The sequence below is a fragment of the Sciscionella sediminilitoris genome, from assembly GCF_000737195.2.
GTDB classification, from domain to species: domain Bacteria; phylum Actinomycetota; class Actinomycetes; order Mycobacteriales; family Pseudonocardiaceae; genus Sciscionella; species Sciscionella sediminilitoris.
On sequence record NZ_JALM01000034.1, the window covers coordinates 39,419 to 61,927 of the forward strand.

Annotated in this window: 20 protein-coding genes; 11 read left to right on the plus strand and 9 right to left on the minus strand. The window is 66.5% G+C overall.

Annotated elements, in window-relative coordinates; genetic code table 11:
• Positions 1–263: 263 nt before the first annotated feature.
• From AD72_RS37185 to AD72_RS15365, 3 genes are all read left to right on the plus strand, one after another.
• A complete protein-coding gene (locus AD72_RS37185) occupies positions 264–899 on the plus strand; it encodes a TetR/AcrR family transcriptional regulator (protein ID WP_051898642.1) in 636 nt (211 codons plus the stop codon).
• Positions 896–1,486: a hypothetical protein gene (locus AD72_RS15360; protein ID WP_051898643.1), complete on the plus strand. Its 591-nt coding sequence runs from the start codon at positions 896–898 to the stop codon at positions 1,484–1,486. Before AD72_RS37185 ends, AD72_RS15360 begins: the two co-directional genes overlap by 4 nt.
• 146 nt (positions 1,487–1,632) lie before the next feature.
• On the plus strand, positions 1,633–2,742 hold the full coding sequence (locus AD72_RS15365; protein WP_051898660.1) for a 50S ribosomal protein L11 methyltransferase: 1,110 nt from the start codon (positions 1,633–1,635) through the stop codon (positions 2,740–2,742).
• Between the two features lie 34 nt (positions 2,743–2,776).
• Here the strand turns inward: AD72_RS15365 and AD72_RS15370 are convergent, their stop codons facing one another.
• Complete coding sequence (locus tag AD72_RS15370; protein WP_031467194.1) at positions 2,777–3,613, minus strand: maleylpyruvate isomerase N-terminal domain-containing protein; 837 nt, start codon at positions 3,611–3,613, stop codon at positions 2,777–2,779.
• 89 nt (positions 3,614–3,702) lie between these two features.
• Here AD72_RS15370 and AD72_RS15375 point away from each other — a divergent pair, with 89 nt between their 5' ends.
• The 3 genes from AD72_RS15375 to AD72_RS15385 all read left to right on the plus strand — a co-directional run bounded on the left by AD72_RS15375 (position 3,703) and on the right by AD72_RS15385 (position 6,729).
• Entirely contained in the window at positions 3,703–4,335 is a 633-nt protein-coding gene (locus tag AD72_RS15375; protein WP_031467195.1) for a winged helix-turn-helix transcriptional regulator, read from the plus strand.
• A 93-nt stretch (positions 4,336–4,428) separates the two neighbouring features.
• Positions 4,429–5,385 (plus strand): cyclase family protein, encoded by a 957-nt coding sequence (locus AD72_RS15380; protein WP_231644844.1) that lies wholly within the window; start codon positions 4,429–4,431, stop codon positions 5,383–5,385.
• 126 nt (positions 5,386–5,511) lie between these two features.
• Positions 5,512–6,729, plus strand: a complete 1,218-nt coding sequence (locus tag AD72_RS15385) for an FAD-dependent monooxygenase (protein ID WP_037345980.1) — start codon at positions 5,512–5,514, stop codon at positions 6,727–6,729.
• Here AD72_RS15385 and AD72_RS15390 read toward each other — a convergent pair.
• Together AD72_RS15390 and AD72_RS15395 are read right to left on the minus strand one after the other, a co-directional pair.
• Positions 6,698–7,894: a serine hydrolase domain-containing protein gene (locus AD72_RS15390; RefSeq protein WP_051898644.1), complete on the minus strand. Its 1,197-nt coding sequence runs from the start codon at positions 7,892–7,894 to the stop codon at positions 6,698–6,700. The genes AD72_RS15385 and AD72_RS15390 overlap by 32 nt on opposite strands.
• Before the next feature lie 5 nt (positions 7,895–7,899).
• Positions 7,900–8,862, minus strand: a complete 963-nt coding sequence (locus tag AD72_RS15395) for a phosphotriesterase family protein (protein WP_031467199.1) — start codon at positions 8,860–8,862, stop codon at positions 7,900–7,902.
• A gap of 99 nt (positions 8,863–8,961) precedes the next feature.
• On the opposite strand from AD72_RS15395, the gene AD72_RS15400 reads away from it, so the two are divergent.
• The 4 genes from AD72_RS15400 (at position 8,962) to AD72_RS36605 (ending at position 14,054) form a co-directional block, all read left to right on the plus strand.
• Positions 8,962–9,795: a LysR family transcriptional regulator gene (locus AD72_RS15400; protein WP_051898645.1), complete on the plus strand. Its 834-nt coding sequence runs from the start codon at positions 8,962–8,964 to the stop codon at positions 9,793–9,795.
• A 127-nt stretch (positions 9,796–9,922) separates the two neighbouring features.
• Positions 9,923–10,306, plus strand: a complete 384-nt coding sequence (locus tag AD72_RS15405; protein WP_231644852.1) for a hypothetical protein — start codon at positions 9,923–9,925, stop codon at positions 10,304–10,306.
• A 43-nt stretch (positions 10,307–10,349) separates the two neighbouring features.
• Positions 10,350–12,575 (plus strand): S9 family peptidase, encoded by a 2,226-nt coding sequence (locus tag AD72_RS15410; RefSeq protein WP_031467202.1) that lies wholly within the window; start codon positions 10,350–10,352, stop codon positions 12,573–12,575.
• A gap of 1,062 nt (positions 12,576–13,637) precedes the next feature.
• Positions 13,638–14,054 carry a hypothetical protein gene (locus tag AD72_RS36605; protein WP_156365214.1) on the plus strand — a complete coding sequence of 139 codons (417 nt, stop codon included), beginning with the start codon at positions 13,638–13,640 and terminating at the stop codon, positions 14,052–14,054.
• Between the two features lie 188 nt (positions 14,055–14,242).
• Here AD72_RS36605 and AD72_RS15420 read toward each other — a convergent pair whose 3' ends face one another.
• On the minus strand, positions 14,243–14,677 hold the full coding sequence (locus AD72_RS15420) for a hypothetical protein (RefSeq protein ID WP_051898646.1): 435 nt from the start codon (positions 14,675–14,677) through the stop codon (positions 14,243–14,245).
• A 131-nt stretch (positions 14,678–14,808) separates the two neighbouring features.
• Positions 14,809–15,141: a hypothetical protein gene (locus AD72_RS36610; RefSeq protein ID WP_156365215.1), complete on the minus strand. Its 333-nt coding sequence runs from the start codon at positions 15,139–15,141 to the stop codon at positions 14,809–14,811.
• Positions 15,142–15,803: 662 nt separating this feature from the next.
• On the opposite strand from AD72_RS36610, the gene AD72_RS15430 reads away from it, so the two are divergent.
• Positions 15,804–17,675 (plus strand): AfsR/SARP family transcriptional regulator, encoded by a 1,872-nt coding sequence (locus tag AD72_RS15430; RefSeq protein ID WP_082468967.1) that lies wholly within the window; start codon positions 15,804–15,806, stop codon positions 17,673–17,675.
• Between the two features lie 29 nt (positions 17,676–17,704).
• Here the strand turns inward: AD72_RS15430 and AD72_RS15435 are convergent, their stop codons facing one another.
• Genes AD72_RS15435 through AD72_RS15450 form a run of 4 tightly spaced genes read right to left on the minus strand, consistent with a single transcriptional unit; the run spans position 17,705 to position 22,320 of the window.
• Complete coding sequence (locus AD72_RS15435; protein WP_031467207.1) at positions 17,705–17,974, minus strand: hypothetical protein; 270 nt, start codon at positions 17,972–17,974, stop codon at positions 17,705–17,707.
• Positions 17,971–18,951 carry a 2,3-diaminopropionate biosynthesis protein SbnA gene (gene sbnA, locus AD72_RS15440; protein WP_037345984.1) on the minus strand — a complete coding sequence of 327 codons (981 nt, stop codon included), beginning with the start codon at positions 18,949–18,951 and terminating at the stop codon, positions 17,971–17,973. The genes AD72_RS15435 and sbnA overlap by 4 nt, the downstream gene beginning before the upstream one ends.
• Before the next feature lie 13 nt (positions 18,952–18,964).
• Entirely contained in the window at positions 18,965–19,918 is a 954-nt protein-coding gene (locus tag AD72_RS15445) for a TauD/TfdA family dioxygenase (RefSeq protein ID WP_051898648.1), read from the minus strand.
• 14 nt (positions 19,919–19,932) lie between these two features.
• Complete coding sequence (locus AD72_RS15450) at positions 19,933–22,320, minus strand: non-ribosomal peptide synthetase (protein WP_051898649.1); 2,388 nt, start codon at positions 22,318–22,320, stop codon at positions 19,933–19,935.
• Positions 22,321–22,509 lie beyond the last annotated feature (189 nt).

Sequence of the window (22,509 nt, forward strand, 5' to 3'; positions counted from 1 at the left end):
CTGCAGCCTGCGAAGACGATTCCACGATGCCGGGTCCCACGGCGCCGGGACAACGTCTGCGGACCGAGAGTGGCTGCTTGCCACTACGGACCAGGACGGTGCCAGAAACCGTCGGATGGCTTGACGATGGTCGGTGTCGCTGGTAGCGGAGACCGCTCGAGTGTTCGTTGTGGACAGTCAGTTCCCGGGTGGGTCCCTCGGCGCGTTGTGCAGGTGGGGCGCGTCACGAACCAAACTATCACACCTGTGCTAATTTGAATAGCGTGGTTCGGACGATCGATGGTGAGGCGCGGCGGCAGCTGCTCGCCGACGCGGTTTGGCGGTTGCTGCGCAAGGACGGGCTCGAGGCGGCGTCGGTGCGTGCGGTGGCGGCCGAGGCTGGCCTGTCCACGGGTTCCGTGCGGCACTTCTTCACCACGCAGGACGAACTGCACGTGTTCGCCATGGAGGAGCTGGGCCGCCGGATCACCGCGCGGGTCGGGGACGTGCTCGTCACCGGGGAAACCGGTTCCGGCACCGGCCTGTCCCCGGCACTGGCCCGGGAACGGGTCCGGTCGGCGCTGCTGCAGGTGCTGCCGACCACGGAGGAGAGCACCGCGGATTTCCACGCGCATCTGCAGTTCATCGTCAAGGCGGTCGTGCATCAGCCGCTCGGCGAGGCGGCGCGGTGCGGTCATCGGGAACTGGAGGACTTCTATGTGTACTGCTTCGACTATCTGCTGGAGGCGGGCGCGGTCGGCGCGGACTTCGACCGCCGTGCGGCCGCCCGCGAACTGGCGGTCGTGATGGACGGCCTCGTACTGCGGCGGCTGACCGCCCCGGAACTGCTGAGTGACGAACAGATGCGGCAGATCCTCGATCGGCAGCTGGAGCTGCTGGCCCCGGAGGTGACCTCGTGATCGCCGCGATCGTGGTGGCCGAGGTCGCCTTCTGGGTGCTCCTGGTCGGCGGCCTCGCGGTCCGCTATCTGGTCAAGGCCCAGCGCCTGAGCTCGGTCATCCTCGCCGGTGTCCCGCTCGTCGACCTCGGTCTGGTCATCCTGGTAGCGGTGGATGTCGTGCGCGGGGCACCGCCCACCGCGGCGCACGCGCTGGCGTCGATGTATCTCGGTTTCACCGTGGCGTTCGGGCACTCGATCATCCGGCGCGCCGACGCCTGGTTCCGGTACCGATTCGCGGACGGCCCGAGGCCGACCAAGCCGGTCAAGGGCTCCAAGGAATACAGCCAGTCGCTGTGGGCCGAATGGTTCCGGTTGCTGTTCGCCGCGATCATCGCCGCGGTCTGCCTGCTCGTCATGATCGCGCTGCAGGGGTGGTTCGTGCCGACCAGCGTCGGCGAGGCGTTCGGGCACCCGTATTGGGCGGCACTGGTGATCCTGGCCATCGTCGTGGTGGCGTGGTTCTTCTTCGGGCCCGGCTCGACCAAGAGCGGGGATTCGAACAAGGACCGCGAAGACCGGAGTGGTTACGACTCCTCCACGCGTTGACGATCCCGCCGCGGCCCCGGCCGCGGCGGGAAAACGAGCATCCTGCCGAAATCCGCTCGACCGGAGCCCGGGTGCGCACCGCGCGGGGCACGATGGAGCACATCGCCGGAACGCCTCCGAGATCCGGGCCGAGGAATGGGGAATCGATGCAGGACAGGATCGTCAGGACCCTCAAAGCCGGTGCCGAGGAAATCGGTGTCGCCGTCTACCGGGATTGGGAGGAAGCGGGCTTCTTCATGTTCCCCTCGGTCGGCGAATACCCCGTTTTCGACAGCACGCTCTACGAGTACATGATCGAGGACGAGCTCCGGACCGAGTGGTACCGGACCGCCGTGCAGCGGCTCGCTCCCGGAAAGACAGTGCTGGACATCGGTACCGGCGCGGACGCCATCTGGGCGATCGAGAGCGTCCGGTCCGGTGCGCGGCACGTCTATGCGATGGAAGTGATGCCGGAATCCGCGGAACTGGCGCGGGCCGCCGTGGAACGGGCCGGATTCACCGATCGCGTGACGATCCTGGAGGGCTTGTCCACCGAGCTGTCCCTGCCCGAACCGGTGGACCTGTGCGTCTCCGAGATCATCGGCACGATCAGCAGTTCCGAGGGTGTCGCAGAGGTGCTGCACGATGCCCGGAAGCGGTTTCTCAAGCCCGGCGGCCTGTTCATCCCGCACCGCAGCGCGAGCACGGTCGCCGCGGTGGACCTGAACCGGCTGCCCAGTCCGTGCCGGCCCGCGCTCGTCGAGATCAGCGAAGGGTGGCTGGAGAACATCTTCACCGATGTCGGGCGGCCGTTCGACGTACGCATGTGCATTTTCGGGATCACCGAGGAGACGCTGCTTTCCGGTCAGGCGGAGGTGGAACCCCTCGAGTTCAACGGCGAGCTGGCCCGGTCCGGCACCGATCACCTCGAACTGGAGGTGACCTCGGAGGGCGTGCTGCACGGGTTCGCGCTCGGCGTGCGGCTCTGGGTGGACGAAACCGGCGAGCCCATCGACTCCGTCAAGCAGCTCACCAACTGGCCGCCGCTCTATGCTCCGATCTCCCAGGAAGGGATCGCGGTGTACCCCGGGGACCGTATCCCGCTGACCTTCACCTGGACCCTCAGCGATGACGGCGTGCACCCCGATTACCGCCTGTCCGGGGAACTCCGGCCCGCCGACGGAGGCGAGGCCGTGGCACTGGAGTGGGATTCCCCGCACCACACCGCCGGATTCCGCGGCGACGACTTCTACCGGGAGCTGTTCCCGGTGTCGTAGTGCGCCCCGCATCCGCTCCGCGACGGGAGGGCGGTCACGGGAGGCTCAGGATGGCGAGCATGCGGCGGAGCTTCCACGGCCGGATTCCCCAAGCGGCGAGTTTCCCTTCGAGGACTGGTTTCCCGATGCCGTGCCTGCCGATGAGCGTGAGCATGAGCGCCGCAGGGTCGGCGCAGATGTGGGCGTCGACCTCCCGGCGGCACCCGGGCTCGAGGGTGAGCGAACCGCGGTCGAGAACCATGGTCGTGCGTGCTCCGCCGCGCAGGCGAAGTTCGACACGCGCCCGGAAGGATCCGGCCTTCTCCTGATTCACGAAAGCGGTCGGTGGCAGCGCCGCGATCAGTGGCAACAGGAAGACCTCGAGCCCGAGCAGTGCCTGGTGCCGCCGTATCCGCCACGGGCGCCCGGTGGCTGTGGCGATGTCATGGCCGTGGATGAGGCATTCGGTGAGCAGATGACCGGCCACTGCCGACGGTGGCAGACGGGTACCCTGCAGCCAATCCACGATGGCTGCCGGAGAACGCGCCGCGATCTCGTCGAACTCCCCGGCCAGCGTGCCGATGCGATCCGCGAGGACGGCCGGGTCCCGTTCACCGTCCTCGGCGAGCAGCTTCGCGGTGGCCTCGGCTATTCCCTTCTTCGTCACGATCGCTTGCGGGACAGGCTTTCCCGCGATGGCGTCGGCATCGGCACGAAAGGAATGGGACAGGTGAGCCGCGACATCGCTCACCGTCCAGGTGCCGACCGCGGCCGAACCGGCGTCCGGTATGCCGCGTACGAGCGTGACGAGGTCGGGGACGAGTTCGCGCAGTGCCGCACGAGCCCGGCCCAGGGAATCCGTGTCCTGTCCGGAGGGCGAGGTCTCGGTCATCGATACGCTCCCGTTCCGGGCGTGTCCGAGGTGACGGTTGTGCCGATGACAGGCTTATCAAGTGGACTTGAGATTGTAAAGTAGTGGGCATGAGTCGAAGCTATGGCCAGTACTGTGGCCTCGCCCGGGCCCTGGATGTCGTCGGCGATAGGTGGAATCTGCTCATCGTCCGGCAGCTGCTGATCGCTCCCGCCCGCTACCGCGAACTGCTCGACGGGCTTCCGGGCGTAGCCACGAACCTGCTCACCGATCGCCTCCGCGAGCTCGAGACCGCGGGCGTGATCGAGCGGCGACTGGCCGAGGACGACAACGCCGTCCGGTACGCACTCACCACGTGGGGTGCCGGGCTGCGCGAGCCGATCGAAGGCCTTATCCGCTGGTCCACCCCACTGATGGTGTGTGGTCCGGGCGAGGACCACTTCCGCGCCGAGTGGCTGGTCCTGCCCCTGCGGGCGCTGCTCGACGGCAGGCCGCCCCCTCGCCGGTCGGTATCGGTGGGGATCGCGGTCGAGGATCGCCTTTTCCAGCTGCGGTCGACGCGTTCGGGCATCGAGGTGCACCCGCACGAGGGCGGCGAGCTGGACGCCGTGCTGCGCGCTGACGGCGCGGTCGTGCTCGGACTGGCGGCGGGCGTGCTCGATCTCGACGGCGCCCCGCGGCCGGTCGAGATCGAGGGCGACGAAGCAGCGGTACGCGCGATCTTCGACGCCCCGGCACCGTGAAAGCCGCCACGTCGGACCGGGACCGGATACTGTCGTGCTGGTCCGACCGGCTGTGGCTGCGCGGGCCGCGCGACTGGAGGAGTTGATGCTGGGATGACAGCAGAGCGACCGATGCCCACACAGGACGAGGTGCTCGGCTATTTCGGCACGTTGTCGAACTGGGGACGGTGGGGTGGCGACGATGAGCTCGGCACACTGAACCACGTCAGCGAGGAGGTTCGGCTGGCCGCGGCGCGGGCCGTGCGGCACGGCAGGAGTGTGTCGTGCGCGTGGGAGATCGCCGTTCCCGAGGAGATGGAGCGGTCGACGACGGCCTGCCCGTGTGCCGCGGACATGCCGGGAGCCGAGAACATGCCGGTGGCCGGATTCCGCAACGATCGGCGCTGGGGCTTTTCGAACGAGCGGCTCGGCATCCTGTTCCACGGCAACACCATCACGCATATCGACTCGCCGTGCCATATCTTCTGGGACGGCGAGATGTACAACGGACGGTCGCACTCGCTCGTCGACGCGACGACGGGGTCGGCGTGGGCAGCGGTCACGGCGGCGGCGAACGGGATCGTCACCCGTGGGGTGCTGCTGGACATCGCGGCCGTCCGCGGGGTCCCGTGGTTGGAACCGGGGCAGGGCGTGTTCCCCGAGGATCTCGAGGAAGCCGAGCGTCGCCAGGGCGTGCGGGTGCGATCCGGCGATGCGGTACTGCTGCGGACCGGCTACGGCCGCTTCCGGCACGAGGCCGGGGCGAGCAGTGGCGTCACCCAGGCCGGATGGCACGCGTCCTGCCTGCCGTGGCTGCACGACAGGGAAGTCGCGCTGATCGGTGCCGACACGCCCCAGGATGTCCAGCCGTCCGGGTACGACGATGTGCTGATGCCGGTGCACGCCGTGAGCCTGGTCGCGATGGGGCTGTGGCTGCTCGACAACTGTGACCTGGAAGCGTGTGCGCAAACGGCCGTGGAACTCGGCCAGTGGGAGTTCCACCTCGCGGTGGCGCCGGTCCGCTTCGCCGGTACATCCGGTAGCCCGGTCAACCCGATCGCGACGTTCTGACCGCTCCGGCCGCGGTCACCCGTCAGTGCGCAGCTGGTGGACACCATGGCCGGGGGAGCGGACCATGGCGAACGCCGGTCGCGCCTGGGGGCGGGATGAGCCGCGCGGTGTGGGAGGGACAGACGAATGACTGCCCGTACGAGCGAACTGCCCCGGATCGCGATCGTGGGCGGCGGCATCGGCGGGCTCGCCGTCGCGGCCTTCCTGCACCGGGAGGGGATCCCGGCCACTGTCTACGAGCAGGCCGCACGACTGACCGATGTCGGCGCCGGTCTCGTGATCGCGCCGAATGCCGGACGGCTGCTGCGCAGGCTCGGTGCGTTCGAGCGGCTGCGCCCGCAGCTGGTCCGGCTCGAGATCGGCTGGCAGTTCCGTCGCTGGGCGGACGGGACGGTGCTCTCTTCGGAGAACCTCGCGAATGCTTGTGCGCGGCTCTACGGCGAGCACACCTACACCGCGCACCGGGCCGACGTGGTCACCGCGATCCGGTCCCGGGTGCCTGCCGATCTGATCGAACTCGGGCACACGTGCACTGGCCTCGAACCGGCGGGCGCCGGCTGGCGGATCCGCTTCGCGGACGGCGGCGTCACCGAAGCCGACGTCGTGATCGGGGCGGACGGAGTGCACTCCGTGGTCCGGGGCGCTCTCGTCGGTGCCGGATCCGCGACGTACTCCGGTCTGTGTGCCTTCCGCGCGCTCGTTCCGGACGCCCGGGCGCCGGCTTTCGCTCGACGGCCTGCCCAGACCTTGTGGATCGGCCCCGGGCACCATCTGGTGCACTACCCGATCTCGGCGGGGAACTACGTCAACCTGGTCGGAATAGCCCCCGCGGGCGACTACCGGGTCGAGTCCTGGACCGCGACCGGGACGGTCGAAGGGTTCCTCGGCGAGTTCGACGGCTGGGACCATCGGGTGATCGAGCTGATCCGTGCCGCGGGCACTCCGGGCCGCTGGGCCTTGCTCGACCGTGCTCCGCTGGACCGATGGTCCGCGGGCAGCGCGACGCTGCTCGGCGATGCCGCGCACCCGATGTTTCCGTTCTTCGCCCAGGGGGCGGCCCAGTCGATCGAGGACGGCGCGGTGCTGGCGCGCTGCCTCGCCAGCGGCCTCCAGGACCCTGCCGGCGCGTTCCGGCGTTACGAGGAGCTCCGCATCCCGCGAACCACCCGGATACAGGCCGTCAGCCACGGCCGTTCGCACGTCAACCACCTGCCGGACGGTCCGGAGCAGCGCGCCCGCGATGCCGCCTTCGCCGAGCAGGATCCGTTGGTGGCGAACGGATGGATCTACGCGTACGACCCCGAGGACGTGTTCACTGACTCCGGGATCGCCCCCGGACGCTGAGCTCGGCGGTACCGGACGCCGTGCCACGACCGAAAACGTCGTAGACGGCCCGCACATAGGCGGCGCTGCGATCGGAACCGAGGAGCCCGGGCGCCATTCTGTTCATCATGTAAGCGATGGTCATCCGCCTGTCGAGGTCCATGATGATCATCGAGCCGCCCCAGCCACCCCAGAAACAGATACGCCCGTCCGGAATCCAGGGGATGGTGTCCGGCTGGGGCAGCGCGTATCCGATGCCCCAGCGCAGCGCGAGTCCGTTCACGACATCGATGCCGTCCGCCTGCACCTCGAAGATCAGATCGATCGTTTTCTCGCTGAACAGCCGGATGCCGTCCACTTCGCCGCCACGGGTGAGCACGGAGAGGATGCGGGCAACGGAGCGGGCGTTACCGTGGCCGTTCGCCGCGCCGAGGTCGGCGGTGCGCCAAGCCGGGGTGTTGGCGGTGTCCGCGGTGAGCGCGGGCCCGGTCAGGGTCTTGTAGGCGGGACTGTCCTTCCCCGCTGCCTCCAAGTCGAACGGAGCCGGGGGAGGGGCGACGACCTCGGCGATCCGGTGCCAGTCCCGCTCGGCTGCCCCGATCTGGAAATCGGCGCCCAGCGGACCGGTGATCTCCTGGGCGACGAAATCTCGCAGCGAGCGGCCGGTGATGCGGTGCACGAGTTCACCGACCAGGTGCCCGAAGTTGAGCAGGTGGTAGCCCGATGCCGTGCCGGGCGTCCACCAAGGGGCTTGCGCAGCCATGCGCGCGGCTGCTTCCCGCGTGTCGTAGAGGTCCTCGAGCGCGGCCGGCTGCTCGAGGCCGGAGACGCCGGAGGTGTGCGAGAGCAGGTGGCGGACCTCGACGTCGTGCTTACCGTGTGCGGCGAACTCGGGCCAGTAGTGGGCGACCGGCGCGTAGAGATCGAGCTCACCACGGTCCACGAGGATGAGCGCGGCGAGGCTGGCGACCGTCTTCGTCGTCGACCACACGTTGGTGATGGTGTGCTCGTCCCAGGCGATCGTGCGGGCGGAGTCGCGGAAACCGCCCCAGAGGTCGACAAGGCGCTCACCGTCGATGTCGACGACCAGGGAGGCCCCAAGCTCCGCACCGGAGTCGAGGTTTCGCCGGAATGCGGCACGCACGGCGTCGAAACGGGGCACGGAGGTGCCGTGCAGCTCGGTCATGGTCGTCAGCTTCCCTGTTCGAAGTAGCGGCGGGGGTTCTTGACCAGGATCGTGTCGATGTCGTCCTCGCCGACACCGGCCTCGCGCAGTGCGGGCAGGACATCCTCGCTGATGTGCCGGTAGTTCCAGTTCTCCCCGAACACCGTCGGGTCTTCGAAGAAGTCGATGTAGCAGGAGGCGTCGTGGGAGATCACGATGCTGTCGGTGTAGCCACGGCGGACCAGTTCCACCACGGTCGCGACTCGCTGCTCGAAGGGGAGGAACTTGTCGATGCCGAAGCGGTCCATACCCAGTAGTGAACCGTTGTCGGCGAGTTTGGTGAGGTAGTCGAGGTCGGTGGTGTCACCGGAGTGCCCGATGACGATCCTGGCCGGGTCGGCGCCCTCTTCGAGCAACAGCTTCTGGGCCACCAGGCCCGTTTCGGAGCTGGCGTGGGTGTGCACGGTGATCGGCGCCCCGGTCTCGGCACTGGCCTGGGCCACCGCTCGCATCGTGCGCTCCACGCCCCAGGTCAGTCCTGGCTGGTCGATGGCGCATTTGAGGAAGGCGGCGCGCACCCCGGTGTCGCCGATGCCCTCGGTGATGTCCTTGATGAACAGTTCGGTCAGAGGTTCCGGCACGTCGAGGATCTCGCCGGGCCCGCGGTAGCTGAACTGGGGCGGCAGTTCGTTGAAGGTGTACAGGCCGGTCGCGACGACGATGTTGAGCTCGGTCTGCTGTGCCACGGTCTGGATCCGCGGGATGTAGCGGCCGAGCCCGAGAACGGTGGGGTCCAGGATCGAGTCGATGCCCAGTGCCTTGAGCCCGTTGAGGTCCGAGACCGCCTGGGCGACCTTCTCCTCCTCGTCCCATTCCCGGTCGTAGTTGAGGCGGTACTCCTCGCCGAGGCTGAACACGTGCTCGTGCACGAGAGTGTTGCCGAGCTGGCCGGAGTCGATGGTTCCGGCAGCCGTGGGGATCGTGCTCATCTTCTCTCCATCGCTGTGTGCTTCGGTGACTCTTCGAGTCCAACACCGGCGCGGCGCCGGAGCCATGATCGTTCTGTTCTCGATCGTTACCCTGAAGGTATGGATCGCTTGGAGACCCGGGAGTTGGACTACTTCGTCACCCTCGCCGAGGAGATGCACTTCGGTAAGGCCGCGGAGCGGCTCGGGATCAGCCAGCCGCCCTTGTCCAGGGCGATTTCCCGGCTCGAACGTCGTCTCGGGGTGGAACTCCTGCGCCGGACCAGCCGCAGGGTCGAGCTCACCCCGGCCGGTGCGGTGTTCCTGACGGATGCGCGCGCCGTTCTGGATGCGGTCGACGTCGCCGCACAGCGGGCCCGGCAAGCCGCGCGCGACGATCGGCTCGTCGTGGCGGTGCGGCCGGGTACGGCCACGGGCCTGCTCGCCGATGTCATGGAGGTTTACGCCGGGCAGAATGGGGCGGTACCGACCGAGATCGTGTTCACGGACAACCAGGCGGGTGCGCTGCGCGACGGGACCGCCGACATCGGACTGCTGTGCGGCACCGATGACCTCAGCGGGCTGCACAGCGAGGACTTGGCGCCCGAGCGTTCGGTCGCCCTGCTGGCGTCCGGGCACCGGCTGGCTGCGCATCCCGCCGTGCAGCTCGGCGAACTTCGCCGGGAAGCCACCTACCAGCAATGCCCGCCGTCTCCCGCGCTCGACGAGACCGTCGACCTCGTGGCACTCGGCAAGCTCATCACGGTGGTCGGTGAAAGCATCATGCGCCGGCTCGGCCCGGGAGTGACCGCGGTCCCCGTAGCCGATGATCCCGGCACCATGCTGGTGCTCGCTTGGCATCCGCGCAGCCTTGGCACGACCCGGACCGGGTTCGCGCGGGCCGCACGGGCGGCCGCCAGGCAACGAGCCGCGGAAGGCATGGCCGCCAGCGCCTGAACCGCCGCGGTTCGCCTTCGACGTTTGTCGCTTGCCCGGGATCGGACGGTCGGCAATCGTCGGATGCGCTGTGGCCGAGGGCACGGCGACAATACCTCGTGATCGAACGGAGGCTGCCGTGGAATTCATGTCCCAGGACCATGTCGATGCGATGAACGACCTGCGTGCCGGCTCCGAGGAAGTGCTCGCGGCGGCACGGGAACTGTCCCGGGATGACGTGCTCGCCTATGAACTCACCGACGGCCCGGACGACGGTGCGATCGTGTACTGGCAGTTGCGGCTCGGTCCGGATGGCCTGGCGTTCGCACTCGTTCCCGCGCCCGCCGCGGATGTGTGGCTCCGCGGCGACTGGCGGGTTGCCTTGACGGCCTTCGCGTGCACCAAGAACGGCGAACAGGCGGACGACGGGCTGACCGCCGATGGTGACCTCGAGTCCTTCATGACCGCCGTCGGCCCGCAGTTCGCGCTCGGCCGGAAGGTCGCGACCATTCCGGCCACCTTCCCAGCCTGATCCGATCCCGGCGCATCATCCGACCGCAGAGGAGCGATTTCCGATGACTACTGGCCATACCGGATTCGATCGATTCGCCGAGGGGCTGGGGGACCTGGTCACCGGCGGCGCGATACTGCCTGCCTGGTCGCCGGACGGCACGGCATTGGCGTTTCTGGAGGGAACTCCACAGAATCGTACCGGCCGTCTCGTCGACTTGCGCACCGGCGAAAACCGGCCGCTGTTCGCCGATGTCGAGGCATTGCGCGAAGCGATCCGGGAAGCGACCGGTCAGACCCCGCCGGGGCGCGGACTGCCGTTCGAGCACATCGGTTTCGCCGGTCCGCGCACGGTGTCCACGGTCGTCGGGGAGATTCCGGTACTCATCGAACTGGACAGCGGCGCGGTCACCCGGGTGGCCGCGGAGCGCCCGCTGGATCGCTACTACGGACTCGCGCACAGCGTCCGGCTGACCCCACAGGAATTCCTGCGCAGCATGCCGCTGGTGGATCCGGTCAAGGCGCGGGAACTGGCATCCCCGGACGGCACCATGTTCGTCTCGGCCGCCGGAGGCAATATCCTCCTGCGCTCGGCGGCCGACAATCGGACGGCCGCGCTGACCACCGACGGGACCCCCGAACGCGAGTACCGCTTCGACCTGGTGGATCCGCAGCTGGCGGCGCTGGGCCTGGCCACCCCGGTGTGCAACTGGTCGCCGGACGGCTCGCGCCTGGCCGCGTACCGGGTCGACAACCGCGGCGTGCACCGTTCGCCGCAGGTGCACAACCTCAAACGCGAAGACGAAGTGGTGCACCGCTACCACGCTCAGGCCGGCGGGCGACTCGAGCGCACCGCCTTGGTGGTGCTCGACATCTACGGCCGGGCACCGGTGTGGCTGGATCTCGGCGAGACCACCGACACCTATCCGGTGCACGCGGCCTGGCTGCCCAGCGGTGACCAGCTGGTGGTGTTCCAGCTGAGCCGGGACTGCCGACGGGCCGAGGTGCTGCTCGCCGACACGAAAACCGGTGCGACCCGCTCGTTGTTCAGTGAGGAGTCCGAGACATTCCTGCGCATCCACCACGATGTGTACTTCGGCAGGAAGATCGGCCTCTTCCTGACTCCGGACGGCACCCGGCTGCTGTGGTTGTCCGAGCGCTCCGGCTGGAAACACCTGTATCGCTACGATTTCGAGACCGGCACGCTCGGCCCGCTCACCGAAGGGGAGTGGCCGGTCGACTATGTGCACCGGATCGACGGGGAGTACGCCTACTTCACCGCGCACTCGGACCAGGAACGGCCCTACGATCTGCACCTCGCGCGGGTACCGCTGGCCGGAGGCCCGGTCGAGGAGCTGTCGGACCAGCCAGGGGTGCACGAAATGATGTTCGCACCCGGTGGTGCAGCCTTCGTGGACACCTGGTCGACGCCCGCCGAAGCTCCGCGCAGCGTACTGCGCGCACCGGACGGTTCATTGCGGTGCGAGCTCTCGGCGCCGGACACCTCGCGCCTGGAATGGACCCCGCCGCAGGAATTCACCGCCACTGCCGCCGATGGGGAAACCGAACTGTGGGGGACCCTGTTTTTCCCGGCCGACTTCGACGAGAACGGGAAATACCCGCTTGTCGAATACGTTTACGGCGGCCCGCAGATCGCGGTTGCTCCGCATTCGTTCGACAATTCGTTCGCCAGGACCCCGCAGGCGCTGGCACAACTGGGATATGTGACGTTCGTGGTCGACGGACGAGGTACTCCGGAGCGCTCGAAGGCGTTCCACGACGTGGTGTATCGCGACTGGGCCGGCGGCCTGGTGCCCGATCACGCCGCCGTTGTCGAGCAGCTGAAATCGCGGCATGCCTTCCTCTCCGAGGTGAAAGCCGGAGTCATCGGGCACAGCTGGGGCGGGTACTCCGCGTTCCGGCTCGCCGCGGAACGGCCCGATGTCTACGCCGCCGCGGTGTCTTCCGCGCCGGGATTCGACCCGTATTCCTCGGTGCTCTACGAGTGTTATCTCGGCTTTCCCCAGGAGGAGGCCGATGCGTATCGAAAAGCTGAACTGTACCCGCTTGCCGGGAAACTGGCGGCGGAATTCATGCTCGTCTGCGGGACGATCGACCATGCCACCTGGTCCGACAGCATCAAGATGAGCGAGGCGCTGATCCGGGCCGGGAAAACGCACGAGTTCGTCGTGCTGCCGGGGCAGATGCACGGATACGACGCCGTCCACGACGGCTATTTCTGGCGCAAGGTCGGCGAATTCTTCCGAACGCACCTGACGATGGAGGCCTAGTAGCCCGTCAATCCGGCAGCGGGACGTGATCGGGTCGGCCGGGTGACCGTTTTGTCTGCGGCTATCGATGAGCACGATCCCAGGGTGGACTCGAACGTGCTTGGTCGGCCGACTATGGGACATGGTGAAATCCACGGATGGGAATGGATTCCACCGACACCATATCGCCCACGTGGGTGAAGAATTGACGATTCAATGCTACTGCCGCTTCAAGGTCAATGGCCTCGACCAAACGATGTTCGGCGTTGCGCGCTGGTGCGAACCTAGCCGTTGGTGGCTGAGATCGGCAGGCAGAAGACGCGACGCGGGTATCGGTGGTCTTACCGGGTGTGCCGGCGGCGTATAGATTCAGGGCCAGGTGCTGCGTGGCCGGAGTCGATGCTGATGCAACAGATCGATCGCTAGGGACGGTTACAGAATACGCGGTAGTGTGGATAGCTTGATCGTCCAGGCATCGGTGTCGCGGTGTTGAATGTTCGGTGACTGCGACGCCGGGTGAAGCCGGGCGCTATCATGACTCTGGCTGCACCGAAAGCGTCCGACAGGGTATGTTTATTTTCGCCCTGATGGCGGATACCTCGTTGCGACGCTGTCCTCTTAGGTTGGTTATTGGCCCAAGGGGGTGCTGATATGAATGATTACTTGTCGCTATTGCCGTCGACCTTACAGTGGATCGCTGACCGATTGAATTCCGTGTCGGCAGTTCCATGGCCATTATGGGTGGGTGGACTTTTTCCGATTTACGTGACTGTTATAACGGTTTTGCTCTGGTTCTGGCGAGGTCGGGTATGGCTGGTTCATTGTGACTATCCGGTAACTAGTCGACGAGTGGCGTGCCGGAACTTGGTTGCGGGTGAATGGAAGCGATGTCATCATCACAATCGGCCTGTATATTACAACTTCGGCCATCATGTGAACCCCGAGCTGAGGCGCTGGCAAACAGTGAATCGGAAAGGTGAGGTATTCGATCGACAGGAACGTGGAGTGGGTACCATTCGGTTAAGACCTGCTGGTGCTACGGTACTCTATAAACGAGGTTTCGCACGGCCTTTCTTCGATGTTGTGAAATTATTGCCAGATGCAGCTCGGGATCTGGTGAAAAGAATTCGCGATGCCAGGTTGGCGAATCCAGGCAAGTCTGACTCCAGTGCTCCCGTCGTGTCGGAGAATTCGCCGATTGCGAAAGGCTTGGATATAACCGTACAAGCAACCCGGTTTGCTGTGGTTACGGCATTTGTGGCGATCGCATTGACGATAGCGTCGATCATGGCGGGCGGAATGGTGCAAACTACGATGCAGTACCTGTCGACGCTGGGGTTTGTGCTTGCATGGGCGGCCACGAGCGCAGGGATCTATTCGCGCAGTGCGCAGTGGCTGAGGGACACTTGTTTGAAGTCCGTCAAGTGGTGGGCGTTTGTATTTGTTCCTGTCGCGGTTATCAATCTTTTTCAAGCAGCCGGCCAGGCCACGGGCACGTAAACGGTTCTCGCTACGGTGCCATAGTGCTTGACGTTGTTTCCACGTCGATCCCTTCCGGGCTGTCCAGCCAGCGAGCTCCGTTGCCCTGATTAAATCAGCTGGTTCAATCAGGGCAACGCACCGTCGGGTGGCACAAACAAGGAGTTAACAAGGGCTGGTTCGCCCAGTACGCCGTCGAGCTGTTCTGGTCAGCTTGTCGAAGCCTGGACTTCCGGGCCCGAGGTGCCATTGCCGACGGGGTCGTCCTTGCCGTCCATGACGAGTCCGCGAAAGACCAGATGGCGGTGTTCCGGAATTTTCTTGGAAAAGTCACAGTAGGTCCAACCGGCCCTGGCGCCGAGACGGTCGTGACAATGGGTTCCGCCGCTTCCGTTCAGCGACCAGACTGCGTCGACGTGGTAACCGTCCGCCTTCTTGTCTTTCACCCAGAAGATGTCTCCATGGGCGACGTAGCACGTGACCACTCTCGCGCCGACCGAGCACGGAGCGCCGGCCGGTGGGCCACTTGCCGAGCTCACGGCACCGAGCTCGGACACGGCGGGAGCCGTTCCCGCGACGGCGGTACCTGGCGCGATCAGGGCCAAAGCGGCCGCGCAGCCGATCGTTGCAAAGGTCTTGTACATGCTGGATTCCTCCGCTGCCACGTGGATTCAACTGGTCGATGAATGGATTTGTGATCCGCCACTACCGGAAACGACGCTCTCGTTACTCTTCACCTCCATGGGCCAAAGTGTGATCTCGGTATTCTCCGGAATCATCCGGGAAACCCGGAGCAGTATGTCCATCCCGCCTTCTTGCCAAGCTGGTCGTGACAAGTCTGTGCGGGCTTCCATGGTTTACTGCCCCACCAGAAATGGACGTCGGCATGGTGGCCGTCCTTCCGCGCGTCCCTGACCCAGACGACATCGCCGGCGGGTACAAAACATGCCTGCGCCCAGCCGTTCAAGGAGCAGGCAGCGCCGGACGGTGGTCCGGCAGCGGGGTTCGCGGGTCCGGTGGCGGTCTGCGCCACGGCCGGTGTCGCCATCGCGGCGAAGGCGCTCACCACGGTCGCGCCGAGGAGTGCGCGGAAATATGGTTTCTTCAATTGTTGCTCCTTTGGTCAGGACCTGGTCGTCATTCCGGCAACTCCTTCCGGCGGCGACTGTTCACCGCCGTGTTTGCCATGACGGAAGCTACAAGCAACCGGAATCCGGTACATCCGACCTCGGTCGATGCGCCATGGCCGCCCGGCGGTGGTGTCCCGGAGCGATTCGTGCGTCCTACGGCCTGTTGTCGTCGTGCCCGGTGTCGCTGCGAAAATGATCACGCAATGGCTGAAATGCGGCGGCATTCACCAGGTTTCCCGAGTGTTGATCCGAGCCGATTCGGTCGCACGGTACACATTGCCGGTTTGCGAATTTCCTTCTTCGACGGGTCCCCCGCTGAGGGGGAGTGACGCTGCTCCGGTACCCTCGGTGAGGTCTGCCCGTTCGGTGTGATGGTGACCGTTCGGTTGAGATTCCTTGGTGTGCTTCTCGCTCACCGTGAGAAGCGAGAGGTGCCCCTGTACGGAAAGTGCCGGAATGGACACGAAAAGAAACGCCATTCTTGTCGGTTTCGGATCGTCTTGTCAAGACCGTGTTCCGGGTCCTGCAGAAGTGTGATGGCAATTGACCGCAACACTTGGTTCTGGGTATCGTCATAACATCGATATCTTGATGAATATTTGCGAAATAAGAGTCAAGGTAAATTCCTGGGGAACAATTGATGACGACGTCACTTGACCTGCGAATACTGGGGCCGATCGAAGCGTACTGCGACGGAATCCCCGTCTCTCTCGGCGGGCCGAGGCAACGAACCGTGCTGGCGGCCCTGTTGCTGAACGCGGACCGGGTCGTGTCGATCGAGCGCATCACCGAGGCCCTGTGGGAGGGCTCTCCGCCCGCGACGAGCAAGACCCAGATCGCGATCTGCATCGCGGCGCTGCGCAAGACTTTCAAGGCGGCCGGATGCACGAAGGAAGTCATCGCGACCAGCGCCCCGGGATACCTGATACGCACTCGTGGCCAGCGGCTCGACCTCAGGGAATTCGCCGAACGGCTTGCTGCGGCGCGGGAAGCCACCCGGAAGCAGGGTGCCGCTCGGGGCGCGGAGGAGTTCGAGGCCGCGCTCGAACTCTGGCGCGGCCCCGCTCTCGCCGGTATCACGAGCCAGGTGATCCAGTCACAGGTCACCCAGCTCGACGAACAGCGGCTGGTCGCCCTCGAGGAACGAGCCAGGCTGCGGCTGGAACTCGGCGAGCACGGCTCGCTGATCACCGAGCTGCAGAACCTCGTCGAGGAAAATCCGCTGCGCGAGCAGGCTCGCGGTTACCTCATGCTCGCCACCTACCGGTGCGGCCGCCGCGCGCAGGCGTGTGAACTCTACCGGGAGACGCGACGACTGTTCGTCGAGGAACTGGGCATCGAACCCGGCCCGCACCTGCAAGCACTGCACGAATCGATCCTCAACGACGATCCCGCGCTGAGCGTGCGGAACCGGTCCGCCGTACCGGAGCCTCACGGCTCGGTGCCCGCGCAGCTTCCGGCGAACACCGCCGCGTTCACCGGGAGAGAGCCCGAGATCGCCGTACTCGATCAGCTCGTCTCCGGTGCGGAGGCCGACGGAGGTTCTGCCATCGGTTATCTCATCGGCGAAGCCGGTATCGGGAAGACCTCGCTGGCCACCTGGTGGGCGCACCGAGTCGGGCACCATTTCCCCGACGGTCAGCTGTTCGCGGATCTGCGCGGCAGGGACACCGAGCACAAGGGGGATCCGTACCGGATACTCGACGGGTTCCTGCGTGCCCTCGGTGTCGCGGATGAGCGGATTCCCGCCGAGCCAGGGGAGCGGGGCAACCTCTACCGCAGCATCCTCGCCGAACGCCGGTTGCTGCTCGTGCTCGACGATGTCGGCCAGCACAGCAAAATTCGCCCGTTGCTTCCGGGGAGCGGGCGCTGTGCCGTCCTGATCACCGGAACCAATCCGATCGGCGAAGTACTCGGCAGCCACGCGCCGGAGCGAATCGAGCTCGCCAGGTTGGACGAGCAGCAGTCCCTGGCACTCATCACGAAGATCGTCGGACGGGAACGGATCGGCGCACAACCGGAGGCCGCGGCCCGGCTCACCAAGCTCTGCGGTGGTCTCCCACTCGCGTTGCGGATCGCGGCCGCGAAACTCACGAGCAAACCGCACTGGACGGTGCAGCGGCTGGTGGATCGTCTCGCCGATCCCGGGCAGCGGCTCAACATGCTCAGCCATGGTGGTCTCGACCTGCGCTCGCGGCTACGGGACAGCTATCGGCAGCTGGACGACATCGCGGCGCGGCTCTATCGCCGACTCGGGATGCTCGAACTGTCCGAGTTCACCGTGGCGATGGCGGCATCGATTCTCGAACTCGGGGCCGAGGAGGCGGAGAACGCGGCCGAACGGCTCATCGATGCGCAGCTGCTGCGGATCAAGAACGCCGGCACGCCGGGCAATCTCGTGTACGAGTTCCCGGAGTTCCATCGGCTCTACGCCCGCGAACGGTGCCGGATCGAAGAACCGCCGGAACAGGATGCGGAGCTGACCGAGCGGATCGTGAGCGCCATCGGGTGATGGTGGCGCAGCAGCGTCGCGTTGTCCCGCTATTCGACATCCTCGAGCAATCGCTGGATCGCTGCGACCCGCTGTTCGACGGCGCTGATCTGCGCGGCCAGCTGTTCACGGTCCCGTGCCGCCTGCACGGCGAGCGCGTACAGCTGTTCGTGGCTCCGTGATCCGGTTTGGTTACGGCTCCTGCGCACGAACAGGGCGACGATCACGATGATGCCGACCATCAGGATCAACAGCATGAGGATCGAGGAGAACTGATTCATCCCTTGCGTGCTTTCCGCTTCGCAGCCGAGCGCGCTCATCCGGGTACCCCGCGGACGAGCGTCTGGTTGTCATCGGTTCGAGCTCCGTAGATTTCGTCGACCCAGCCGCACCGGTAGATCGAGTCGAGATAGCGTTCTCCGAGATCCGGTGCGATGGCCACGGCCGTCGGTTCGGTCCCGGCCGCCGCGAGCCACCGCTGTGCCCCGCTGACCACCGCGCCGGTGGAGCCGCCGAACAGGAATCCGGCCGCCGCGAGCCGGTGACACGTCCTGATGGTGTCCGGTTCGTCGATGTGCAGGACTTCGTCCACAATGGACTCGCAGAGGATGTCCGGGCGGACACCGGTGCCGAGGCCGGGGATCATCCTCGGTCCCGGTGGGGTCCCGAAGGTGACCGATCCGACCGCATCCACGGCCACGATGCGCACCCGGGGCCGGTGCTCGCGAAAGTAGCGGGCACAGCCCATCAGAGTCCCCGTCGTTCCGGCCCCGACGAACAGTACATCCAGCTCCGGGAAGCGGCTGGCGATCGCCGGTGCGGTGCCGTGATAGTGGGCGAGCCAATTGGCCGGGTTCGCGTACTGGTTCAACCAGAAGCAGCGGGGGTCCGCCGCACAGAGCTCCCGGACGTGGCGCAGGCGCGCGCCGAGATAACCGCCATCGGAGTCCGGTTCGCCGATCGTGCGTACCTCGCTGCCGAGTGCCGCCATGAGCTGCCGTGTCGCGAGATTGCAGCGGGCGTCGGTGACACAGATGAACCGGTAGCCGCGCTGGGCGCAGATCATGCTGAGGGCGACTCCGAGGTTGCCCGAGGAGGATTCGACGAGCACGCTGTCCGCATCGATCCGTCCGCCGCGTTCGGCGTGCTCGATCATCGAGACGGCAGCCTTGAGCTTGATCGAGCCCGCGAAGTTGAAGCCCTCGCATTTGAGCAGCAGTGGGGTCCCGATGGTTCGGCGCAGGTCGATGTAGAGGTCTTCCTCGTTGTAATCCTGTGGTTCGCTGATGATCGGCATCAGCCTCTCCGTTTCACGATGCGGTTGCCGGCGCCAGATTTTCGGTGCGGACCGGATCCCCGAGCGCGAGCAGCAGCTCCCGCGCTCCGCTGTAGGGTTCCCTGCTCGTGGCCATCGCGAGGTTGTCCACGCACAGCACCTCACCCGACGACCAGGTATGGCGGATGGTGTGCGCCTGGTAGACCTCATTGATCCCGGCGATGGTCTCCGGTCCGATGGGGGAGCCGTCGCCGTAGCGGGTGTTGAACGGCAGCGCGTCCGGGCCGAACGTACCGACCAGATAGTCACGCACGTCCGGTTCCATGGTCCACTCGTTGAAAAAGGCGATCTGGTTGAACCAGTGGCGCTGCCCGGTATCCGGATGCCGGACCAACGCGGGCCGGTGCTGCCTCGTGTGCAGCGTCTCGCCGTCCTTCCAGGTGTACTCGATGTCATTGTCCGCGCAGTAGCGTTCGATCCGCGCGCGGTCCTCGGTTCCGAACGCCTCGGCGAGCGTGACCCCGACCAGGTCGCCGTAATTGCGTTCGAGGATCCATCCTTCGCGCCCGAAGCGGTCCACCAGGTCCGGCGGCAGCGCCCGGGCGACCCTGCCCGCATGCGCGAGCCCGGTTTCCCCGCCGCGTTCGGGTGCGGTGAGGCAGCCGATGAGCACGAGGCCGGGCGTCGTCCGGCCATAGCTGCGTTCGTGGTGCATGCACATCGGCTGATCGGCGGGCCATCGGCTCGCGGAACAGATTCCCGCGCCATGGCTGGTTCTGCTCGCGAAACCCTCGCGCTCGGGCATCAGCTCGGTCGTGAGGCTCCCGGCGAGTTCGGTGAACTCCTCGACCGAGCTCGCCGATCCACGGATGAGCACCGCGCCCGCCTCGCGTACGTGGGCGGGTAACCACGATCGAGCGCGCGCGGTGAACGAGCCGATCGGTTCGCCGTCCTCGCGCGAGAGGCTGTGCAGCAGTTCAGTGTCCATCGCCTTCTCCTCGGTCAGCGCTGTTCGAGCAGTTCGGCAAGGGCGGAAAGCACCGGGTGCTCGATCACATCGCGAAGCGAGACCCGCTTGTCGAGCTTCGTCACGAGCCGGATCGCGGACAGGGAGGTACCGCCTGCCTCGAAGAAGTGATCACCGCGGCCGACCGCACCGACCGGAATGTTCAGCACCGCTGCCCAGTGCGCGGCGAGCCCCTGCTCGGCGGGCGTGTTCGGCGGAGGGCCGGAGAGGTTCGGCCCGACCGGCTCGGCGAGCGCCCCGGCGAGTGCTCGCTTGTCGATTTTTCCGTTGGCGGTCAGCGGTAACGCCTCGAGGCGCCGGAACTCGTCGGGGACCATATAGCCGGGCAGTACGGCGGTGAGCGTGGCACGAATCGCGGCCGGGTCGATCTCGGCATCTGCGGTGTAGCAACCGAGCAGCCGCTGCGTCCCGCGCCGGTCGAGGACGAGGACGGCGCCATCGCGCACCCCCTCGTGCTCGAGCAGGCGGTTCTCGATCTCACCGAGTTCGATGCGCCTGCCGCGCACCTTCACCTGGGTGTCCCTGCGGCCGAGGAACTCCAGCTTGCCGTCCGGGCGCCACCGTCCCAGATCCCCGGACCGGTAGAGCCGCTCGCCGGGCCGGTGCGGATCGGCCAGGAATGCCCGTTCGGTGCGTTCCGGGTCGTTGATGTAACCGCGACCGACACACACCCCGGAGAAGACGATCTCGCCGGGAGCGCCGAGCGGAACGGGCCGTAGCGCTTCGTCGAGCACGTACACGAAGACGTTGTTGACCGGCCTGCCGAGGGGAACCCGAGCTCCGTCCGGCGTCTGCCGCAGCACCTCGTGGTTGGTGTCGTCGGAAGTCTCGGTCAATCCGTACGCGTTGACGACGGCCACCTCGGGGAAAAGGCTGAACCAGCGCTGTACCAAGGCCTTCTTGACCGCTTCCCCGGTCACCGAAACGTAGCGCAGCGCCGGGAGTTCGCGATGCCGCTCGACCAGCCTGGTGAGCATCACCTCCAGATACGAGGGGACGAGCTGCACCACGGTGACGCCCTCCGCCTCGAGCAGATCGAGTAGGCGGTCCACGTCCTTGACCACATCCTGTCCGGCGATCACCGTCCGCGCGCCGACGAGCAGACCGGCGATCAGCTGCCACAGCGAGATGTCGAAGCACTGTGGCGCGGTCTGTGCGATCACCTGTCCTTCGCCGATTTCCAGGTCGTCGATCTTGGCGAACAGATGGTTGAGCATTCCAGCCTGCTCGCACATCGCGCCTTTCGGCTCCCCGGTGGAACCCGAGGTGAAGTACAGGTAGGCGAGCTGATCGGGCTCGGTGCTGATTCCGAGATCGGTGTCCGCATGTCCGGCGCGCCATGCCGATGCGGTATCGAGCACCGTGGCCTCGGTCCGCAGTTCCCGGGCGGTGGCGGCACCGGCGCCGTCCACGAGCATCAGGGTGCAGCCGCTTCGCCGCAGCATGGTCTCGATGCGCTCGCGTGGCAGTTCGGGCTCGATGGGCAGATACGCGCCACCTGCCTTGAACACGGCGAGCACGGCGGCCATCCAGTCGAGCCCCCGGTCGGCGAGCACACCGACCACCTGCTCGCGGCGCAGCCCCCGGCTGCACAGCGCCCGCGCCAGCTGGTTCGCCTTGGCGTTGAGCGTGCGGTAGGTCCAGCGGGTCGTACCGTGTGCGGCGGCCTCGGCGTCCGGGAATCGCGCGGCCCGCTGTTCGAACAGTTCGGTGAATCCCCGCTCCGGGATCTCCCGCGCCGGTCCGGCGAATCCGTGGATCAGGCGGTGCGATTCCGCGTCGCTGGGAAGACACACCTCCCGGTGTGGTGCCCGGGGATCCTCGGTCAGGTGCGCGAGGGCGGTGAGGTGATACCCACCGATCCGGTGCGCGTACTCGGTATCCCCGAGCTCCGTGCGGTAACGGAGGACCAGTCGCCCTTCGTCGAGGAGGAAACCCAGATCCAGCAGCAGGGGCGGGCCGTAGGCGGGGCCGTGCGCGCCGACCGCGGTCTCGACCTCGGTCCCCGGTTCACCTGGTGTGTTCTCGATGGATCGGATGAGCTCGGACCACGTGTGCGCACCGAAATCGACGCGGCGGCCGAGTACCCCGGCACCGGAACGGATGGCGGCGAGCACGTCGTCATCCCCGCAGAGCACGGAAACCACCTTGGCGTGCGCGGCGAACAGCAGCGTATCGACGGAGACCCCGAGCCGTCCCCGGACCCGGTGCAGTGCCGCGATCAGCGAACCGGGGATCGGCAGCGACACGGTCTCGACACCGCAAGGTGTCCCCGCCCAGCGCGGAAGGGGTGTTCCGGTGCCGGCCGGTCGCGGGGGACCGAGGTCGGTGCCCGCGTCCTCGTCCGGCTCTGCGGTCGACAATGGACTACCTCCGCACGCTCACGTCCTCGATCACCGTGGCGCACGTTATCGGCGTGGCTTTTCCCCCTGTTATCGGTTCGGGGTCACCCCGCACGGCGTCGGCGATAACAGGGGAAAAGACGGGTGGGCGAGAATTCGGGTCAGCATTCCGCTAAATAGCCGAACTACCGGTGTCAGGAGTTTCTTCTC